The following is a 16,127-nucleotide window of genomic DNA, read 5'->3' on the forward strand; positions in this document are numbered from 1 at the left end:
CCTCGCCGATCGCTGCCACCAGGCCGGCGTGATCGTCGGACACAACCAACTCGACGCCCTTGAGGCCGCGCGCCTTGAGGCCGACGAGGAAGTCCCTCCAGGCCGAGCGGCTCTCGCGATTGGCCATCTCCACGGCCAGGATCTGGCGCCTTCCGTCCCAGTCGATACCGACCGCGATCAGCACCGCCTGGCTCATGACAACACCGGCTTCACGCACCTTCTCGTAGCGCGCATCGAGGATGAGGTAAGGAAACGGCTCTTGAAGGGGGCGCCTGGCAAAGGCAGCGAGGCTCTCGTCCAGCCGCTTGTTGATGGCCGAGATCGACGAGGCCGAGAAGGCATGGCCGCACAGTTCTTCCGTGATCGCCTTCACCTTGCGGGTCGACACGCCCTGCACATACATCTCCGCCAGTGTCGCCACCAAGGCCCGCTCGGAACGCTGGTAGCGCTCGAACAGCTCGGTGGAGAAGCGCCCGGCCCGGTCCTGCGGAACCCGCAGCTCGAGCTTGCCGACCCGCGTCACAAGGGTACGGCCGTAATAGCCCGAGCGATAGCCAAGCCGTTCGGGCGTGCGCTCGCTCTTCGAGGCACCCAGCGCCTCGTCCATCTCGGCCTCAAGCACCTCCTGCATCACCGCACGGAGCACTTCGTGCAATCCATCCGGGTTCGAAAGCAGAATGTCTTTGACGGCAGCGCTGGCGGTCTTAACTTCAGTCTTGGTCATGGTGGCGTTCCTTCGCGGGAATCAGGTGACGTGAACAATCACCAGCCTGCCATGACCGCCCCCTCTCAGCGAATTTGCAGAACTCTCAGCACACTACCGCCCCTCATCCGGCTGCCGCCACCTTCTCCCCGTATAGTGACGGGGAGAAGGGAGACACTCTGGCAACACTCACCTTCTTCGGTTAGCTTCGCCAAAATTCCTTGGCGGAAGGATGAACCTTTTTGAACCGATCGGCGACAGAGCAGACAGGAGCCAGGCGGCTCGACCGGCCATGACGGCAGCGACCGAGACTGATCGCGCGCTTGTCGACCGGGTCGCGAAGGGCGACCGTGCCGCTGTTCGGCTGCTGTTCATGCGTCACCACGCGCGGGTCTACCGCTTCGTGGTGCGCCAGACGGGATCGGAAATGATGGCCGACGATATCGCAAACGAGGTCTTTCTTGAGCTGTGGCGCCAGGCGCCCGGTTTCGAAGGGCGCTCGGAAGTCTCGACATGGCTGCTCGGCATCGCCCGCTTCAAGGCGCTGTCGATGCTGCGCAAGAAAAAAGAAGACTGGATCGATGACGACGATGCGGCGCAGGTTCCCGATGGCGCCGACACGCCGGAAGTCGCCACCATGAAGGAAGACAAGGGCGCCGCCTTGCGGCGCTTCGTCGATGCCTTGCCGGAGGAACACCGCTCGGTGGTCGACCTTGCCTATTACCATGGACAGTCGGTGACGGAGATCGGCGAGGTGCTCGGCATCCCGGTCGCCACCGTCAAGACCCGAATGTTCTACGCCCGCAAGAAACTCGGCGAAGCCCTCAAGGCCGCCGGTTACGACAGGGGGTGGCCATGAGCAATCCTGAAGATATGAGCGCCGCTGAAAAAATGTCACGCCGTGACGAAATGGAAACGCTGCTGCCGTTCTACCTGAACGGCTCGCTGGAAGGCTCGGACCTCGAAGCCGTCGAGGAATGGCTGGCGAGCGATCCGGCGGCGATGGCGGCGCTTGGCGAGGCTGAGGCGGAATTCTCCGGCGCCACCGCCGCCAACGAGGCGATCCGGCCACCGGCCGATGCGCTCAGCCGCTTTGCCAGGGCGCTCGACGCCGAAGCCGGACCGGTCCGCGCTCCCGCGGGCCGTTCCTGGCTGGCGCAGGCACTCGGCCGGTTCACGGCGATGCCGGCCACGGTCGCCTGGGCGGCAGCGGCGGTGCTGCTGGCGTTGGTCGTGGTGCAGTCCTACGTGCAGACCGGCGGCAAGAGCCATGATTTCGAGATTGCCGGCGCCGAGGATGATCTGGCGAAACTGCCGTTCGCGCTGGTCAAGTTCAAGCCGGATGCGAAGATGTCCGACATCGCTGTCTTCCTCGACCAGAACGCGCTGAAGATCGCCGGCGGGCCGGCCGCCTCGGGCGTCTTCCGCATTGCCATCCCGGTCAAGACCGGAGGAGACTACACCAGGCTCGTCGGCCTTATTGCCGCCCAGCCGTTCGCGGAGACTGTGATCGAGGGAAGGAAACCGGTTGATGGCAGCTAGGGCGGTCATTCGATTTGCGGCGATCCTGGTGGCGGCGACGACAATCGTCGCCGTGCCGGCGTCGGCGCAGACCAATGATCCCAATGCCGGCCGGGCCGACTGCACCGACGCGGCCGGAGCGGCGGCTGCCGACTGCCCGAAAGACGGCAATGAGGCCAACGTCGGCGGCGAACCAGGCGCAGTTACCCTTCCGGCCCTGATCGTCGACCTGTTTCCCAGCCCACCGGCTCCCGTAGCGCCCGTGCCGACGCCGCGGCCGTCAGCGCCGCCTGCCGACACGCAGGCCGGGCCACCCGCCGGCGGGGCGATCGTTTCGCCGACCGATCTTGTCGCGACCGCGCCGCGCCGTGCCATCGCCGGCGAGTTCGTGCCCGACGAGGTGCTGGTGACCGTCGACGGCGATGCCGGCGCCGTCCAGCAGATCGCCGCCTCCTTCGGCCTTGAAGTGCGCTCGCAGCGCCAGTCGCGGCTGCTCGGCACCACGCTGGTGCGCTTCGGCATTCCCGACGGCCGCCCGGTCGGCGCCGTGCTGGCGCAGCTGGCCGCCGATGGCCGCACCCTGCGGCGCGAGCCAAACCATATCTATTCGCTGCAGCAGGCGGCCGGCATCGTCAACTATGCCTTCGAGCGCATTCAGCTCGACAACAAGCAAGCCAGTGGCGAAAACGTGCGCATCGCCGTCATCGACACCGGCATAGACGACACCAATCCGGCGCTGTCCGGCGTCATTGCCGACCAGTTCGACGCCATGCCCAACGTGCCGGTCGAAAAGCGTGACCACGGTACCTCGGTCGACGGGCTGATCGCCGGCGTCGGCGCGCTCGAAGGCATGGCGCCCGGCGCCAGGATCTATCACGCCCGCGCCTTCGAGGACGGCAGGTCGACCATGGATGTCATCCTGTCGGCGCTCGACTGGGCGGCGGACCAGAATGTCAGCATCATCAATATGAGTTTCGTCGGCCCCAAGAACGATCTGCTCGCCACCGCCTGCCGCAATGCGCGCGGGCTCGGCATCATCCTGGTCGCTGCTGCCGGCAACAACGGGCCGAAAGCGCCCTATGGCTACCCCGCCGCCTATGACGGCGTGATCGCGGTCACCGCCACCGACGCCAAGGACGGGCTGATGCAGCAGGCCAATCGCGGCGCTTATGTCTTCATCTCGGCGCCCGGCGTCGAGATGGTGGCGCCGAGCGGCGCCGGCTCTGACGTCGTCACCGGCACCTCGTTTGCCGCCGCGATCGTGTCCGGCGCTATCGCCAATTTGATCCACGCTTCACCCGAGCGCTCCGCCGACGACATCGAAAAGGCGCTGGCCGCCACCGCCAGGGATCTCGGTCCGAAGGGACGGGACAATGATTTCGGTTATGGGCTGCTGGATACGAAGGCGGCGGCGAACAAGTAAACCGGGCGAATTTCGCGCCACCCAATTCAGAGCGCCGGACCCAGCCGGACAGGGCTGCCATCATGGAAGCGTGACAGCCGGAAGCGGCTGAGGTCGTGCCCCGTCTGGTTTCCCTGGATCAGGTCGGCAACGACACGGCCTATGCCAGGCCCGATGCCGAAGCCGTGACCGCTCATTCCCGTCGCGACGAAAAGGCCGCCGACTGCCTCAACCCGATCCACGACAGGGACGACGTCCGGCATGGCGTCGATCATGCCGCCCCAGCCTGCCTTCAGGCGAACTGCTTCGAACTGTGGAAAAAGACACCCGAAGTTACGTTCTATCGAACGCAGACCGGCTCGTTCAGGGGGCGGGTTCAGCACTCGCATTTTTTCGAAAGGACTGACGGAATCCGGCGCCCAATCGCGCGGCGTCGACCAGGCGTCAGGGTAGCCTGACGGGGCGAACGGAAAGTAGCGCGTCCCGAACGGATTGTCCCTGAGGGCGGGAAGGTATTTGGTGGCGTGCCGGAATGCGTCGGGCCCCAAATAAAGCAAATGGCTGCCGCCCGCGGCGAGCGTATATCCGCCATCCTGCCTGCGCCGGAACGCGATGTGTTCGTCGGCTGCCGCACCTGCATAGACCTCAGGCATGGGCTCCGTTGCGGCCACGGTTACCCTGACGCTGAGCTGGGGGATGGAGACGCCGTGTCTTCTCAGGAACAGGGATGACCAGGCGCCGCCCGCGACCAGCACGCTGGAGGCCTCGACATACCCCGCCTCGGTCCACACGCCCTTGACCTTGCCGGCCGAGATTTCGAGGGCTCGCGCCGCACAATTCTCGACAATTTTGACGCCTTTTCGCACGGCAAGCCGGGCAAGCGCCGGCACGGCCAACCAAGGCTCCGCCCGCATGTCGGAGGGCGTCGTCATCGCGCCCTTGAATTTGCGTGACATGCCTTTGATGAGCTTCGCGGTTTCATCTGCGTCCAGCAGGCGCGTGTCGAGCGCATGGATCGCTGCGATCTTCATGAACGCTCCGAAGCCGGCCATGTCCTTGTCCGAGTTCGCCAGGTAGGTCACGCCCGTCTGGGTCAGCCCGATGTCTTCGCCGCACTCCTCGGCCAACTGCCGCCACAGGCGAATAGCCTCGATGACGACAGGCAGTTCATCCGCGTCTCGCCCCTGCTTTCGGATCCAGCCCCAATTGCGCGACGACTGTTCGGCCGCAACGCGTCCTTTTTCCAGCAGCGTCACCGCAATGTTCCGCTGCGCCAGGAAAAGCGCCGTCGTCACGCCGATGATGCCGCCACCAATTATGACCACCCCCGACGTTTTCGGCGGTGGGCCAGGATGCCGGATTGGATCCGTTTCGGAGAACGGGAATATGGGCAAGTGGCGCACCCTGAGGACTGGTTGATGGCTCTGGCTTACTGGTTGCCACCCACTCGAAGCCAAATCAAGGACAGGTCCAGGCAGACCGTTGTCCCAACAAAGTCAATCTATCTGCGGGCAACATCCACAAGGGTGAACTTGCCCAGCGGAGCGATGGATTAATCCCTAGACGGGGGCGCCTGCGACCGAACCCCTCACCACCAGATCGACTGGCCAGACCTCGCCTCGCGCCCCTTCTTCCAAGCCGGAAATGCGCGCTGCCAGGCGTTCGGCGATGCGGGCGCCGGCGAGGCGGATCGACGAGCGCGTCGTCGACAGCGGCACGGAAAAATTCTCCGGCTTCAGCCATGGAAAGACGTCGTCATGGGCAATCAACGACAGGTCGCCGGGAATGGTCAGGCCAAGGTCGCGCACCGCGCGCACGACGCCGAGCGACATGATCAGGCTGGAGCAGGCGATCGCCGTCGGCCGCTCGCTCTGTTCGAGCAGGCGCCTGGCGGCGCGGTAGCCGTTCTCCTCGGTCATGGTGAGTGAACAGACATGGCGCTCGCCGAGCGTCAGGCCGCTCGCGGCCAGCGCCCTGCGCATGCCGCGCTCGCGGTGGATGGCGAAGGTCTCGCGGTCGTCGCCATTGATCAGCGCCAGCCGGCGGTGGCCGAGCTGAACCAGCAGCCGGGCGGCGTCGTGGAAGCCGCCCTCATTGTCGATGTCGGTGAAGGGGTAGTCGAAATCGAAGCCTTCGCTGCGGCCATGGACGATGAAGGGAATGCCGAGCGTGTTGACCAGCGCCACTCGCCGGTCGGCCGGGCGCGGCGAGGAGATGTAGACGGCGTCGACCTGGCGGTTGGCGACGATGCGGCGATAGGTGGTTTCCTGGTCGTCGGCATCGGCCGGCGACAGCACTAGGTCGAGCTCGTGCGAGCGGGCATAGTCGCCGAGACCCGACAGGAACTCGACGAAATGCGGGTCGATGTCGACGGAGGCGCCCGTCGGCAGCACATACCCGATCATGCCCGTCTTGCCGGTCGCCAGCCGGCGCGCGCTCGGGTTGGGCCGGTAGCCGTGGCGCTTGGCGGCATCCACCACGCGCCGGCGGGTTTCCTCGTTGACCTCGGGATAGCCGTTGAGCGCACGGCTTACCGTTGTCTGCGACAGGGCCAGCATATGAGAGAGCTGCTTCAGGTTCACTGGGAGGCCTCCAAGCCTCAAAGCGCTTTTAATTTTGAAGCCACGCGGCGCCACAATGGGCGCGGCCGAGCTGGTCGACCATACGCACTGGTCCGGCCAGTTTGAAGCTTAATACGGTGCTGCACCGCCGTAAAACTGTGCTGCAGTGCACTTTACCAAGTCTTGCGGCCCGCAATTAAATCGATTAGCCCACCGCCCTCTTGTCTTCCAGCCGATTCAATGGCCAGATCAAAAAGACCAAAGCGCTTTGGAAGACTCTTCGAAAGGTTGCGGTTCCTTTCTGAACGAGTCACAGTCCTGCAGCGTCGGCGGGCGGAATGGAGGTTCCGCCCGGGTGTATGTGTCCACACTGGGAGGAATACCGATGAAGAAGATGCTTCTGCTTGGCGCAGCGTTTGCCACACTCGCCTTGTCCCTGCCGGCGCAAGCCGAACTGAAGTTCAAGCCCGGGGAAGACAAGCGCTTCAACTGGGCCAATTACGAAGAGCTGAAGAAGGTCGATCTCAAGGGCGAGACGCTGACCATCTTCGGGCCCTGGCGCGGCGAGGACGAAGGCCTCATCCGCACTGTTCTCGAATATTTTCAGGAAGCCACCGGCGCCGAGATCAAATACTCCTCGTCGGAAAATTACGAACAGCAGATCGTCATCGATACCCAGGCCGGCAGCCCGCCCAATATCGCCGTACTGCCGCAGCCGGGCCTGATCCAGGATCTGGCGTCCAAGGGCCTTTTGACGCCGCTGGGCGACGACACCGCCAAATGGATCAAGGACAATTACGGCGCCGGCCAGTCATGGGTCGATCTCGGCACCTTCAAGGACAAGGACGGCAAGCCGGGCTTCTTCGCCTTCCCCTACAAGGCCGACGTGAAATCGCTGGTCTGGTATTCGCCCGACAATTTCGAGGAAGCCGGCTACAAGGTTCCCAAGACCCAGGAAGAGCTCGCCGACCTCGAGAAGAAGATCATCGCCGACGGCGGCACGCCGTGGTGCATCGGCCTCGGCTCAGGCGGCGCTACCGGCTGGCCGGCGACCGACTGGGTCGAAGACATCATGCTGCGCACCCAGACGCCCGACGTGTATGACAAGTGGGTAAAGAACGAGATCCCGTTCAACGATCCGGCGGTGGTCAACGCCATCGACATTTTCGGCAAGATCGCGACCGACGACAAGATGGTCGACGGTGGGGCCAAGGCGGTTGCCGCGACCGACTTCCGCGACAGCCCGAAGGGCCTCTTCTCGGTGCCGCCGAAATGCTACCTGCACCATCAGGCATCGTTCATCCCGACCTTCTTCCCGGAAGGCACAAAGGTTGGACAGGACGCCGACTTCTTCTACTTCCCGCCCTATGCATCCAAGCCCGAGCTCGGCACGCCTGTGCTCGGCGCCGGCACGCTGGCCATGATCACCAAGGACTCGAAGGGTGCACGCGCGTTCATCGAATTCCTGAAAATGCCGCTGGCGCATGAAATCTGGATGGCCCAGGGCGGCTTCGTCACGCCGCTCAAGTCGGTCAACAAGGATGCCTATGCCAGCGACGCGCTGAAGAAGCAGGGCGATATCCTCGCCAATGCCTCGACCTTCCGCTTCGACGGTTCGGACCTGATGCCGGGCAAGATCGGCGCCGGCGCCTTCTGGACCGGCATGATTGATCTGGTCGGCGGCAAGTCGGCGCAGGATGTCGCCACCGACATCCAGAAGAGCTGGGACGCTATCAAGTAGTCAGCTGGCAAGCAGTCAGCTGGCAAGCAGTCAGCTGGCAAGTAACCACTGCCAAGTAATCAGCCGCTTTGGCGGCAAATTCAGGACTTCCTCCACAGACTGGGTCCGGGCCGCTATGGCCCGGATCCGACCGGCGCCTTACGCCGGACCGATTTGCGTTCGTTCGTTTCAGAATAACTTAAATCGGCGCAGAGCCACATCGCCAGGGCTGTTCAAGGCCCGGCCGATCATGCGCAGGGAAGAGGGACCCATGGCTGCTCAGATCTTATCGGCCATTTTTGTCATCATCATCGGCGTCGGCGGCTGCGTCGCCTATTTCTGGGGCGCCAACAAGCTGGTCGACCTGATATTCCCGTCGCGCGGCGTGGCCGGGGCTGCGGCCATCGACAATCTGCGCCGGCAAGGACTGGTCCGTCCGTGGCTGTTCGTCGGCCCGGCGATGATCATCCTCACCGTCTACCTGATCTATCCGGTGGTGGCGACGCTCTGGCTGTCCTTCCTCGACCGCGGCGGCCAGCATTTTGTCGGCTTCGCCAACTATGAATGGGCGTTCGGCGACCGCGAGTTCCGCAACTCGATCCTGAATAACATCATCTGGCTGGCGGTGGTGCCCGCCGCCTGCACCTTTCTAGGGCTGATAATCGCCGTGCTCACGGACAAGATCTGGTGGGGCACAATCGCCAAGAGCCTGATCTTCCTGCCGCTGGCGATCTCCTTCGTCGGCGCCAGCGTGATCTGGAAATTCATCTACGAATATCGCGGCGAGGGCCAGACGCAGATCGGCCTGCTCAACGCCATCATCCAGTATTTCGGCGGCCAGCCGCAGGTCTGGATATCGCTGCCGTTCTGGAACAATTTCTTCCTGATGATCATCCTGATCTGGATCCAGACCGGCTTTGCCATGGTCATCCTGTCTTCGGCGTTGCGCGGCATCCCCGAAGAGACGCTTGAAGCCGCGGTCATCGACGGCGCCAATCCGTTCCAGATCTTCTGGAAGATCATGGTGCCGCAGATCTGGGGCACCATCGCCGTGGTCTGGACGACGATCACCATCCTGGTGCTGAAAGTGTTCGACATCGTGCTGACCATGACCAACGGCCAATGGAACAGCCAGGTGCTGGCCAATCTGATGTTCGACTGGATGTTCCGCGGCGGCGGCGATTTCGGCCGCGGCGCCACCATCGCCATCATCATCATGATCGCGGTCATCCCGATCATGGTCTGGAACATCCGCCAGGCGAACAAAGAGACGGGAGGACATTGAGATGGCCGTCGCGACCGGAAAGTCCTTTGCCAGCCGCTTCGGCGTCCACATCGCCGTGCTTGTCTTCGTCGCCGTCTGGACCGTGCCGACGCTCGGCATCCTGGTCTCGTCGCTGCGCGACAAGGACCAGATCATCGCCTCGGGCTGGTGGAACTCGTTCTCCAGCTCCAGCCAGACTGAAGCCGGCCGCCTGCCGCCGGCCTCGGCGCAGGTCGAGAAGGACGGCAAGTTCGTGCTTGCCGGCAATATCTTCGGCGACGGTGCTGCGCGCAACATCAGCGCCTTCGGCGTCAAGTCGGCGGCACCGACGCAATATCCGGCCGGCACCACTGCCGATCTCGGCGACGGCGTGACCTTGCAGCTCAATGCCGACGGCACGTTCGTCATGAGTTCGCCCAAGGCTTTCGAAGGCGACCGTGGCCAGCGCGTCTATTACGCCTCGTCGGCGCCACCGAAATTCACCACCGACAATTACAAGACCGTGCTGTTTTCGGAGGGCATCGGCCGCTCGTTCATAAACTCGCTGACCGTTACCATCCCGGCGACGGTCATCCCGATCCTGATCGCCGCCTTCGCCGCCTATGCATTGGCGTGGATGCGTTTTCCCGGCCGCGCCTTGCTGATCGCCACCATCATCGGCCTGCTGGTGGTGCCGTTGCAGATGTCCTTGATCCCGCTTTTGAAAATCTACAACGGCGTCGGCATATTCTTCGGTGTGCCGTCGAAAACCTATCTTGGCATCTGGCTGGCGCATACCGGCTTCGGCCTGCCCTTCGCCATCTATCTCCTGCGCAGCTATATTGCCGGCCTGCCGCGCGAGATCATGGAATCGGCGCGCATAGACGGCGCCAGCGATTTCGAAATCTTCGTCAAGATCGTGCTGCCGCTGTCCTTCCCGGTGCTGGCGTCCTTTGCAATCTTCCAGTTCCTGTGGGTGTGGAACGATTTGTTGGTGGCAATGGTTTTCCTCGGTACCGAAGGGGACCAGATCGTGCTGACCGCGAAGCTCAACGCGCTGCTCGGCTCGCGCGGCGGCGACTGGGAAATCCTGACGACATCGGCCTTCGTCACCATTATCGTGCCGCTGATCGTGTTCTTCTCGCTGCAGCGCTATTTCGTCCGCGGGCTGCTGGCCGGCTCGGTCAAAGGAGGTTGAGACTTATGCAAGCCGCTTTGAAGGCGACCTCGAAGCCCGATCTCGCCGTCGATCGCGACTGGTGGCGGGGCGCGGTGATCTACCAGATCTATCCGCGCTCCTATCAGGACTCCAATGGCGACGGCATCGGCGACCTCAAGGGCATCATCCGCAGGCTGCCCTACATCGCCTCGCTCGGCGTCGACGCCATCTGGATTTCGCCCTTCTTCAAGTCGCCGATGAAGGATTTCGGCTACGACGTCTCGGACTATTGCGACGTCGACCCGATGTTCGGGACGCTCGCCGATTTCGACGCGCTGGTTGCGGAAGCCCATCACCTCGGCCTCAAGGTGATGATCGACGAGGTGCTGTCGCACACCGCCGACAACCATCCATGGTTCAAGGAGAGCCGCGCCAGCCGTAGCAATCCCAAGGCCGACTGGTATGTCTGGGCCGACGCCAGGCCGGACGGCACGCCGCCCAACAACTGGCTGTCGATCTTCGGCGGCTCGGCCTGGCAGTGGGACACCAGCCGCCAGCAATATTATCTGCATAATTTCCTGTCCGAGCAGCCGGACCTCAACTTCCACAATCTGGAAGTCCAGGACGCGCTGCTCGACGTCACCCGCTTCTGGCTGGAGCGCGGCGTCGACGGCTTCCGCCTCGACACCATCAATTTCTACTTCCACAGCCAGGGGCTGGAGAACAATCCGCCGCTGCCGCCCGAAGAGCGCAACGACCAGACAGCACCTGCGGTCAATCCCTACAACTACCAGGACCATATCTACGACAAGAGCCGGCCGGAAAACCTTGCCTTCCTCGAACGGTTCCGGGCGCTGCTCGACGAATATCCGGCGGCCGCCGCGGTCGGCGAAGTCGGCGATTCGCAGCGTGGGCTGGAAGTGGTCGCCGCCTACACCGCCGGCGGCAAACGCGTCCACATGTGCTATTCCTTCGATTTCCTGGCGCCGGAAAAGATCAGCGCCGCCAAGGTGCGCCAGGTGCTGGAAGCCTTCGGCAAGGTCGCCAGCGACGGCTGGTCGTGCTGGGCCTTTTCCAACCACGACGTGATGCGTCCGGCCTCGCGCTGGGCCGCCGACGAGGCCGACCCGGCCGCCTATCTGAAGGTTATCTCGGCGCTGCTGATGTCGCTGCGCGGTTCGGTCTGCCTCTATCAGGGAGAGGAGCTTGGGCTGGGCGAAGCCGAGTTGCGGTTCGAGGATCTGCAGGACCCCTACGGCATTCGCTTCTGGCCCGAATTCAAGGGCCGCGACGGCTGCCGCACGCCGATGGTGTGGGATGCAACCGCCAGCAATGCCGGCTTTTCGACGGCCAAGCCCTGGCTGCCGGTGCCGGGCAAGCATTTGTCGCAAGCGGTCAATGTTCAGCAGGGCGACGCGGCCTCGCTGCTCGAGCACTACCGGCGCTTTCTCGGTTTCCGCCGCCAGCATCCGGCCTTGGCCAAAGGCGAAATCGAGTTCATCGAAAGCGAGGGCGACACCGTCGCCTTCACCCGCCGTGAGGGCAATGAGCAGATCGTCTGCATCTTCAATCTGGCCAGCAAGCCGGCCGAGGTCGATCTCGGTGGTCAGGCGCTGCTGCCCTTGGCCGGGCACGGTTTTTCGGGACAATCCGGCACAGGTTCCATCCGCCTCGGCGGCTACGGCGCCTGGTTCGGGCGCATCGACTGAGTTTTTGACGAAACTGGATTTTTTGAGGAAATCCAGGTTCTCTAGGGAAATCACTGGGAGGAAATTATGGCCGATGTCACGCTGAGACAGGTGAAGAAATCATACGGCAATCTGCACATTCTCCACGGCATCGACCTCGACATAAAGTCGGGCGAGTTCATCGTCTTCGTCGGCCCGTCGGGTTGCGGCAAGTCGACCTTGCTGCGGTCCATCGCCGGGCTTGAGGAGATCACCTCCGGCGAGCTGAAGATCGCCGGCGAGGTGGTGAACGACGTGCCGCCTTCCAAGCGCGGCATCGCCATGGTGTTCCAGTCCTATGCGCTCTATCCGCACATGACCGTCTACGACAACATGGCCTTCTCGATGAAGATCGGCAAGGAAAGCAAGGCCGAGATCGACAAGCGGGTGCGGCAGGCCGCCGAGATCCTGCAGCTGACCAAATATCTCGACCGTCTGCCCAAGGCGATGTCGGGCGGCCAGCGCCAGCGTGTCGCCATCGGCCGCGCCATCGTGCGCAATCCGAAAGTGTTCCTGTTCGACGAGCCGCTGTCGAATCTCGACGCGGCGCTGCGCGTCGCGACCCGCATCGAGATCGCCAAGCTCAAGGAATCGATGCCTGCCACGACCATGATCTACGTCACCCACGATCAGGTCGAAGCGATGACGCTCGCCGACCGCATCGTCGTGCTGAAGGATGGCCATATCGAGCAGGTCGGCACGCCGATGGACCTCTACAAGAAGCCCGGCAATCTGTTCGTTGCCCAGTTCATCGGCTCGCCGGCCATGAACATCCTGCCGGCGACAATCGACAGGACGGGCAACCCGACAATCGTCAGCCATGTCGGCGGCCGCAAGGCAACGGTGCCGATCGCAACGCCGGCGTCAGCAAAGGGTGCGGCAGTCAGCTTCGGCGTGCGGCCGGAGGATCTGTCGGCCGCCACCGGCGCGGAATATCTTTTCGAGGGCGTGGTGGACTATGTCGAGCAACTCGGCGAGGTGCAGCTTGTCTATGTCGATATCGGCCGCGCTGACCTGCCGTTGGTGACCAAGCTGCCCGGCAATGTCGAGGTCAAGCGCGGGGCAAAGCTGCGACTGACCGCGGATGCCGGGGACCTGCACATCTTCGACGCCGATGGGCACTCCTTCTCGCTCAAGCCGGTGGATGTGAAGGCGGCTTGAGATAGCTGCGTCGTACAGGCATGAAAAAAGAGCGGCGGGCCAGGCCCGCCGCTCTTTTTAAGCTTCGGCTGTTAGTTGTTGCCGAACCGATCCCTGTCGCTGCTCGGCGGGACGAACTTCTGTTGGTCGTTCGACGAGTTCAGCAGCTTGTAGACCGCCGAGTTGGTGCCGGTCGACGAAGTGCGAGTGGTGTCGACGGCAGCGGCCGGCTGGTTGGCGCCATTGGAGCCATAATTGTCGCTGCCGGCAAAGGCAGCGCTCGAAACAGCCAGAACGGCTGCGGTGGCAAGAACGATCTTCTTCATTTTAGTCTCCTGAATTTTTCTGATGCCGCCAGCTGCAGCGGATAAGCCCGCCACGTGCTGGAAACCGGCTTTTAGCGGCCGAAAAGGTTACGGTCGGCACCGTGGGCAGGCGCCTGCTCGGCTGGAGCCGACTTCTCAACCGAAGCCGTATGGCCACTATCGGTCGACGTAATCGCAGGCTGGTTGGCGCCGTTCGAACCGTAGTTGTCGCTGCCGGCGAAAGCGCTGCCGGAGATGGCCAAAACGGCGGCGGCAGCAAGGATGATCCTTTTCATTTCAAATACTCCTGAATTTTTTGGGATCCCGAGAGCGACGGGTTAGCCGCCCTTCTTTGGTCGGGATCAGCGATTGCCGTAGAGGTCGCGGTCGGCGCCCTGAATGACAGGCTGCTTGTCAGCGTGCGCCGGCTTCTGAATGGAAGCCGTATACGAGCTGTCGACCGAGACGGCTGGCTGGTTCGCACCATTGGAACCGTAATTGTCGCTACCGGCGAAGGCGCTGCCGGTGATCGCCAAAACGGCTGCGGCAGTGAGGATGATCTTTTTCATTTTTAGTACTCCAGTTTGTCTGTCCGTCTAGCGGCGTGTCTTGGGAGGAATTCGCGTCGTTCGGACAGCCCCGATGTGGGAAAGCCATAGGCTGGTTTCCAATCACGAAGTTGTTCCGTGTGGACCACGGTCCTGCACCTTGAAATTGTGCCAGGAAGTTCCTCTATGGTCATTTATCGCATTGTTTTCAGTTGCTTATGTCGAACCGAGTGGTTCGCTCCCGTGTCGGTTTCCGGGCCGTCGTTCACACCGCCTGCACGCATTGTCAACAGAAACGAACCGTTCGGTTCGATTAGAGATTGCTAATAGTAACTTTTCGATACCGTTGAGCCCTTTTTGCCCCCGATCGAACTGGATCCGCAGCGATTCGAAACGGCGATGATGGCGTCCAAGAAACGTCTCAGCTCTTTGACCGGCGGCGGGGGGCGTATGCCGCGCGTGTCGCGCCGCATGGATACGATGTCGCTTTCATGCCGACGTCGCGATCGCTGCCGTGATTAGATGATCGCATCTCAGGTGCCGCTTCGTGACGACGCAGCGGAGAATTGGGAAGCCGGTCAGAATCCGGCGCTGCCCCCGCAACGGTGGTGGAGTTGAAGTCGCAACGGGAGACCACTGGGCAAGAGCCTGGGAAGGTGTCGCGATGGTCCGCAAGGACAACTCCAGAGCCCGGAAACCAGCCCGAGATGCATAGACTCGACTGATCGCGGTGGGCGGTCAAGAGGTGGATAGTGCATGTCCGGCGCCGCGCCGGCCTGCGTCCGATCCTTCCTCCATCACCACCAAGTTCAGTCCTTAAACCACGAGGACAGAACTATGGATACGCGCAACGACATGCTGAGGCTCCTGAACGGCCGCAAGCAAGGCTTTTCGCTGGAACAGCCCTTCTACACCGACCCGGACTATTTCAAGCTCGACATGGAGCTCATCTGGTATCGCGACTGGCTGTTCATCGGCCATGATTGCGAACTGCCGAAGCCCGGCAGCTATATCACCGTGCAGATCGGCGATTATCCGGTGGTGCTGGTCCGCGACCAGAAGGGCAACATCAACGCCTTTCACAATTCCTGCCGCCATCGCGGCAGCCGTGTCTGCAACACTGAGAAGGGCATGGCGGCAAAGCTTGTCTGCCCCTATCACCAGTGGACCTACGAGCTTGACGGCCGGCTGCTGTTTGCCCGCCAGATGGCCGACGGTTTCGACAAGAGCCAGTTCGGCCTGAAGCCCGTCGCCTGCGAGAGCGTCGGCGGCTACATCTTCATCTGCCTGGCAAAAGAACCTGCCGACTTTGCCCCGATGCGCGCCATGATAGAGCCCTACCTCAAGCCGCACCGGCTGAATGAAGCCAAGGTCGCCTTCGAGAGCACCATCATCGAGAAGGGCAATTGGAAGCTGGTCTGGGAAAACAACCGCGAATGCTATCACTGCGCCGGCAATCATCCGGAGCTGTGCAAGACATTCCCCGAAGCGCCGACGGTGACCGGCGTGCAGGGCGCCGACAGCGATCCGGAGATGCTTGCGCACTGGGCGAAATGCGAGGCGGCGGGCCTGCCGAGCAAGTTCCGCATCGATCCGGCCGGGCAATACCGCGCCACCCGCGCGCCGCTGCTGCGCGATGCCGTCAGCTACACGATGTCGGGAAAGCGCGCGGTGACGAAGGACCTGTCCGACACTGTTGCCGCCGACCGCATCGGCACCTTGATGCACTACCACTATCCGACGACCTGGAACCACATCCTGATCGACCATGCGGTCACCTTCCGGGTGCTACCGATCAGCGCCACCGAAACCGCGGTGACGACCAAGTGGCTGGTGCACAAGGATGCGGTCGAGGGCGTCGACTACAACCTTGAAGAGCTCACCCACGTCTGGACCGAGACCAACGACCAGGACCGCCGCATCGTCGAGGAAAACGCCTTCGGCATCCTGTCGCCGGCCTATGAGCCCGGCCCCTATTCGGAGCTGCACGAGGGCGGCGTGATCCAGTTCGTCGAATGGTACGCGGCCTTCATCGGCCCGCGCCTTGCCGAAGGCGGCCGGCCGGCGCTGCGCAGCGTCGCGTGAGCTGGAGCAGGCG

General features: G+C 62.9%; 15 protein-coding genes and 1 riboswitch. Of the genes, 9 read left to right on the forward strand and 6 right to left on the reverse strand.

Annotated elements, in window-relative coordinates:
• Positions 1 to 724 (reverse strand): IS256 family transposase (locus NKI31_RS07700; RefSeq protein WP_352651065.1); only part of this gene is annotated, 724 nt, incomplete at its 3' end.
• Positions 725 to 995: 271 nt separating this feature from the next.
• Between NKI31_RS07700 and NKI31_RS07705 the strand changes: the two genes are divergently transcribed.
• The 3 genes from NKI31_RS07705 to NKI31_RS07715 are packed head-to-tail and all read left to right on the forward strand — an operon-like array spanning position 996 to position 3,647.
• Positions 996 to 1,562, forward strand: coding sequence for a sigma-70 family RNA polymerase sigma factor (locus tag NKI31_RS07705; protein WP_023725917.1), 567 nt, complete (start codon positions 996 to 998; stop codon positions 1,560 to 1,562).
• A gap of 14 nt (positions 1,563 to 1,576) precedes the next feature.
• Positions 1,577 to 2,245 carry a hypothetical protein gene (locus NKI31_RS07710; RefSeq protein WP_023715514.1) on the forward strand — a complete coding sequence of 223 codons (669 nt, stop codon included), beginning with the start codon at positions 1,577 to 1,579 and terminating at the stop codon, positions 2,243 to 2,245.
• A complete protein-coding gene (locus NKI31_RS07715; RefSeq protein ID WP_352651067.1) occupies positions 2,235 to 3,647 on the forward strand; it encodes a S8 family serine peptidase in 1,413 nt (470 codons plus the stop codon). The genes NKI31_RS07710 and NKI31_RS07715 overlap by 11 nt, the downstream gene beginning before the upstream one ends.
• Before the next feature lie 26 nt (positions 3,648 to 3,673).
• Here NKI31_RS07715 and NKI31_RS07720 read toward each other — a convergent pair whose 3' ends face one another.
• A complete protein-coding gene (locus NKI31_RS07720; RefSeq protein WP_352651069.1) occupies positions 3,674 to 5,020 on the reverse strand; it encodes an NAD(P)/FAD-dependent oxidoreductase in 1,347 nt (448 codons plus the stop codon).
• Positions 5,021 to 5,185: 165 nt separating this feature from the next.
• Positions 5,186 to 6,208 carry a substrate-binding domain-containing protein gene (locus NKI31_RS07725; protein ID WP_023684299.1) on the reverse strand — a complete coding sequence of 341 codons (1,023 nt, stop codon included), beginning with the start codon at positions 6,206 to 6,208 and terminating at the stop codon, positions 5,186 to 5,188.
• 364 nt (positions 6,209 to 6,572) lie between these two features.
• Here NKI31_RS07725 and NKI31_RS07730 point away from each other — a divergent pair, with 364 nt between their 5' ends.
• The 5 genes from NKI31_RS07730 to NKI31_RS07750 all read left to right on the forward strand — a co-directional run bounded on the left by NKI31_RS07730 (position 6,573) and on the right by NKI31_RS07750 (position 13,197).
• Positions 6,573 to 7,928 carry an ABC transporter substrate-binding protein gene (locus NKI31_RS07730; protein WP_023690253.1) on the forward strand — a complete coding sequence of 452 codons (1,356 nt, stop codon included), beginning with the start codon at positions 6,573 to 6,575 and terminating at the stop codon, positions 7,926 to 7,928.
• 250 nt (positions 7,929 to 8,178) lie between these two features.
• Entirely contained in the window at positions 8,179 to 9,192 is a 1,014-nt protein-coding gene (locus tag NKI31_RS07735; protein WP_023668891.1) for a carbohydrate ABC transporter permease, read from the forward strand.
• A 1-nt stretch (position 9,193) separates the two neighbouring features.
• Entirely contained in the window at positions 9,194 to 10,348 is a 1,155-nt protein-coding gene (locus tag NKI31_RS07740; RefSeq protein ID WP_023668890.1) for a carbohydrate ABC transporter permease, read from the forward strand.
• Between the two features lie 5 nt (positions 10,349 to 10,353).
• On the forward strand, positions 10,354 to 12,018 hold the full coding sequence (bglA, locus tag NKI31_RS07745) for a beta-galactosidase BglA (protein ID WP_352651071.1): 1,665 nt from the start codon (positions 10,354 to 10,356) through the stop codon (positions 12,016 to 12,018).
• 66 nt (positions 12,019 to 12,084) lie between these two features.
• Positions 12,085 to 13,197: an ABC transporter ATP-binding protein gene (locus NKI31_RS07750; protein WP_352651073.1), complete on the forward strand. Its 1,113-nt coding sequence runs from the start codon at positions 12,085 to 12,087 to the stop codon at positions 13,195 to 13,197.
• 71 nt (positions 13,198 to 13,268) lie between these two features.
• On the opposite strand, the gene NKI31_RS07755 is transcribed toward NKI31_RS07750, so the two are convergent.
• The 3 genes from NKI31_RS07755 to NKI31_RS07765 form a co-directional block, all read right to left on the reverse strand.
• A complete protein-coding gene (locus NKI31_RS07755; RefSeq protein ID WP_023703630.1) occupies positions 13,269 to 13,502 on the reverse strand; it encodes a DUF680 domain-containing protein in 234 nt (77 codons plus the stop codon).
• A 71-nt stretch (positions 13,503 to 13,573) separates the two neighbouring features.
• Positions 13,574 to 13,777 carry a DUF680 domain-containing protein gene (locus tag NKI31_RS07760; RefSeq protein WP_023703629.1) on the reverse strand — a complete coding sequence of 68 codons (204 nt, stop codon included), beginning with the start codon at positions 13,775 to 13,777 and terminating at the stop codon, positions 13,574 to 13,576.
• 66 nt (positions 13,778 to 13,843) lie between these two features.
• Positions 13,844 to 14,050 carry a DUF680 domain-containing protein gene (locus NKI31_RS07765; RefSeq protein WP_023703628.1) on the reverse strand — a complete coding sequence of 69 codons (207 nt, stop codon included), beginning with the start codon at positions 14,048 to 14,050 and terminating at the stop codon, positions 13,844 to 13,846.
• A 497-nt stretch (positions 14,051 to 14,547) separates the two neighbouring features.
• Positions 14,548 to 14,749, forward strand: a riboswitch (cobalamin riboswitch).
• Between the two features lie 117 nt (positions 14,750 to 14,866).
• Between NKI31_RS07765 and NKI31_RS07770 the strand changes: the two genes are divergently transcribed.
• Positions 14,867 to 16,114 carry an aromatic ring-hydroxylating oxygenase subunit alpha gene (locus tag NKI31_RS07770; RefSeq protein ID WP_023703627.1) on the forward strand — a complete coding sequence of 416 codons (1,248 nt, stop codon included), beginning with the start codon at positions 14,867 to 14,869 and terminating at the stop codon, positions 16,112 to 16,114.
• The last annotated feature ends 13 nt before the right edge of the window (positions 16,115 to 16,127 follow it).

Origin of the sequence: Mesorhizobium sp. M0659 (assembly GCF_040320605.1) — a bacterium.
In the GTDB taxonomy this organism is placed as follows: domain Bacteria; phylum Pseudomonadota; class Alphaproteobacteria; order Rhizobiales; family Rhizobiaceae; genus Mesorhizobium.

Bases quoted from the DNA above. Each gene is read 5' to 3' on its own strand.
- NKI31_RS07760 (WP_023703629.1), bottom strand. From the start codon at position 13,777: ATGAAAAGGATCATCCTTGCTGCCGCCGCCGTTTTGGCCATCTCCGGC.
- NKI31_RS07735 (WP_023668891.1), top strand. From the start codon at position 8,179: ATGGCTGCTCAGATCTTATCGGCCATTTTTGTCATCATCATCGGCGTC.
- NKI31_RS07750 (WP_352651073.1), top strand. From the start codon at position 12,085: ATGGCCGATGTCACGCTGAGACAGGTGAAGAAATCATACGGCAATCTG.
- NKI31_RS07715 (WP_352651067.1), top strand. From the start codon at position 2,235: ATGGCAGCTAGGGCGGTCATTCGATTTGCGGCGATCCTGGTGGCGGCG.
- NKI31_RS07770 (WP_023703627.1), top strand. From the start codon at position 14,867: ATGGATACGCGCAACGACATGCTGAGGCTCCTGAACGGCCGCAAGCAA.
- bglA (WP_352651071.1), top strand. From the start codon at position 10,354: ATGCAAGCCGCTTTGAAGGCGACCTCGAAGCCCGATCTCGCCGTCGAT.
- NKI31_RS07765 (WP_023703628.1), bottom strand. From the start codon at position 14,050: ATGAAAAAGATCATCCTCACTGCCGCAGCCGTTTTGGCGATCACCGGC.
- NKI31_RS07705 (WP_023725917.1), top strand. From the start codon at position 996: ATGACGGCAGCGACCGAGACTGATCGCGCGCTTGTCGACCGGGTCGCG.
- NKI31_RS07710 (WP_023715514.1), top strand. From the start codon at position 1,577: ATGAGCGCCGCTGAAAAAATGTCACGCCGTGACGAAATGGAAACGCTG.
- NKI31_RS07730 (WP_023690253.1), top strand. From the start codon at position 6,573: ATGAAGAAGATGCTTCTGCTTGGCGCAGCGTTTGCCACACTCGCCTTG.
- NKI31_RS07755 (WP_023703630.1), bottom strand. From the start codon at position 13,502: ATGAAGAAGATCGTTCTTGCCACCGCAGCCGTTCTGGCTGTTTCGAGC.
- NKI31_RS07740 (WP_023668890.1), top strand. From the start codon at position 9,194: ATGGCCGTCGCGACCGGAAAGTCCTTTGCCAGCCGCTTCGGCGTCCAC.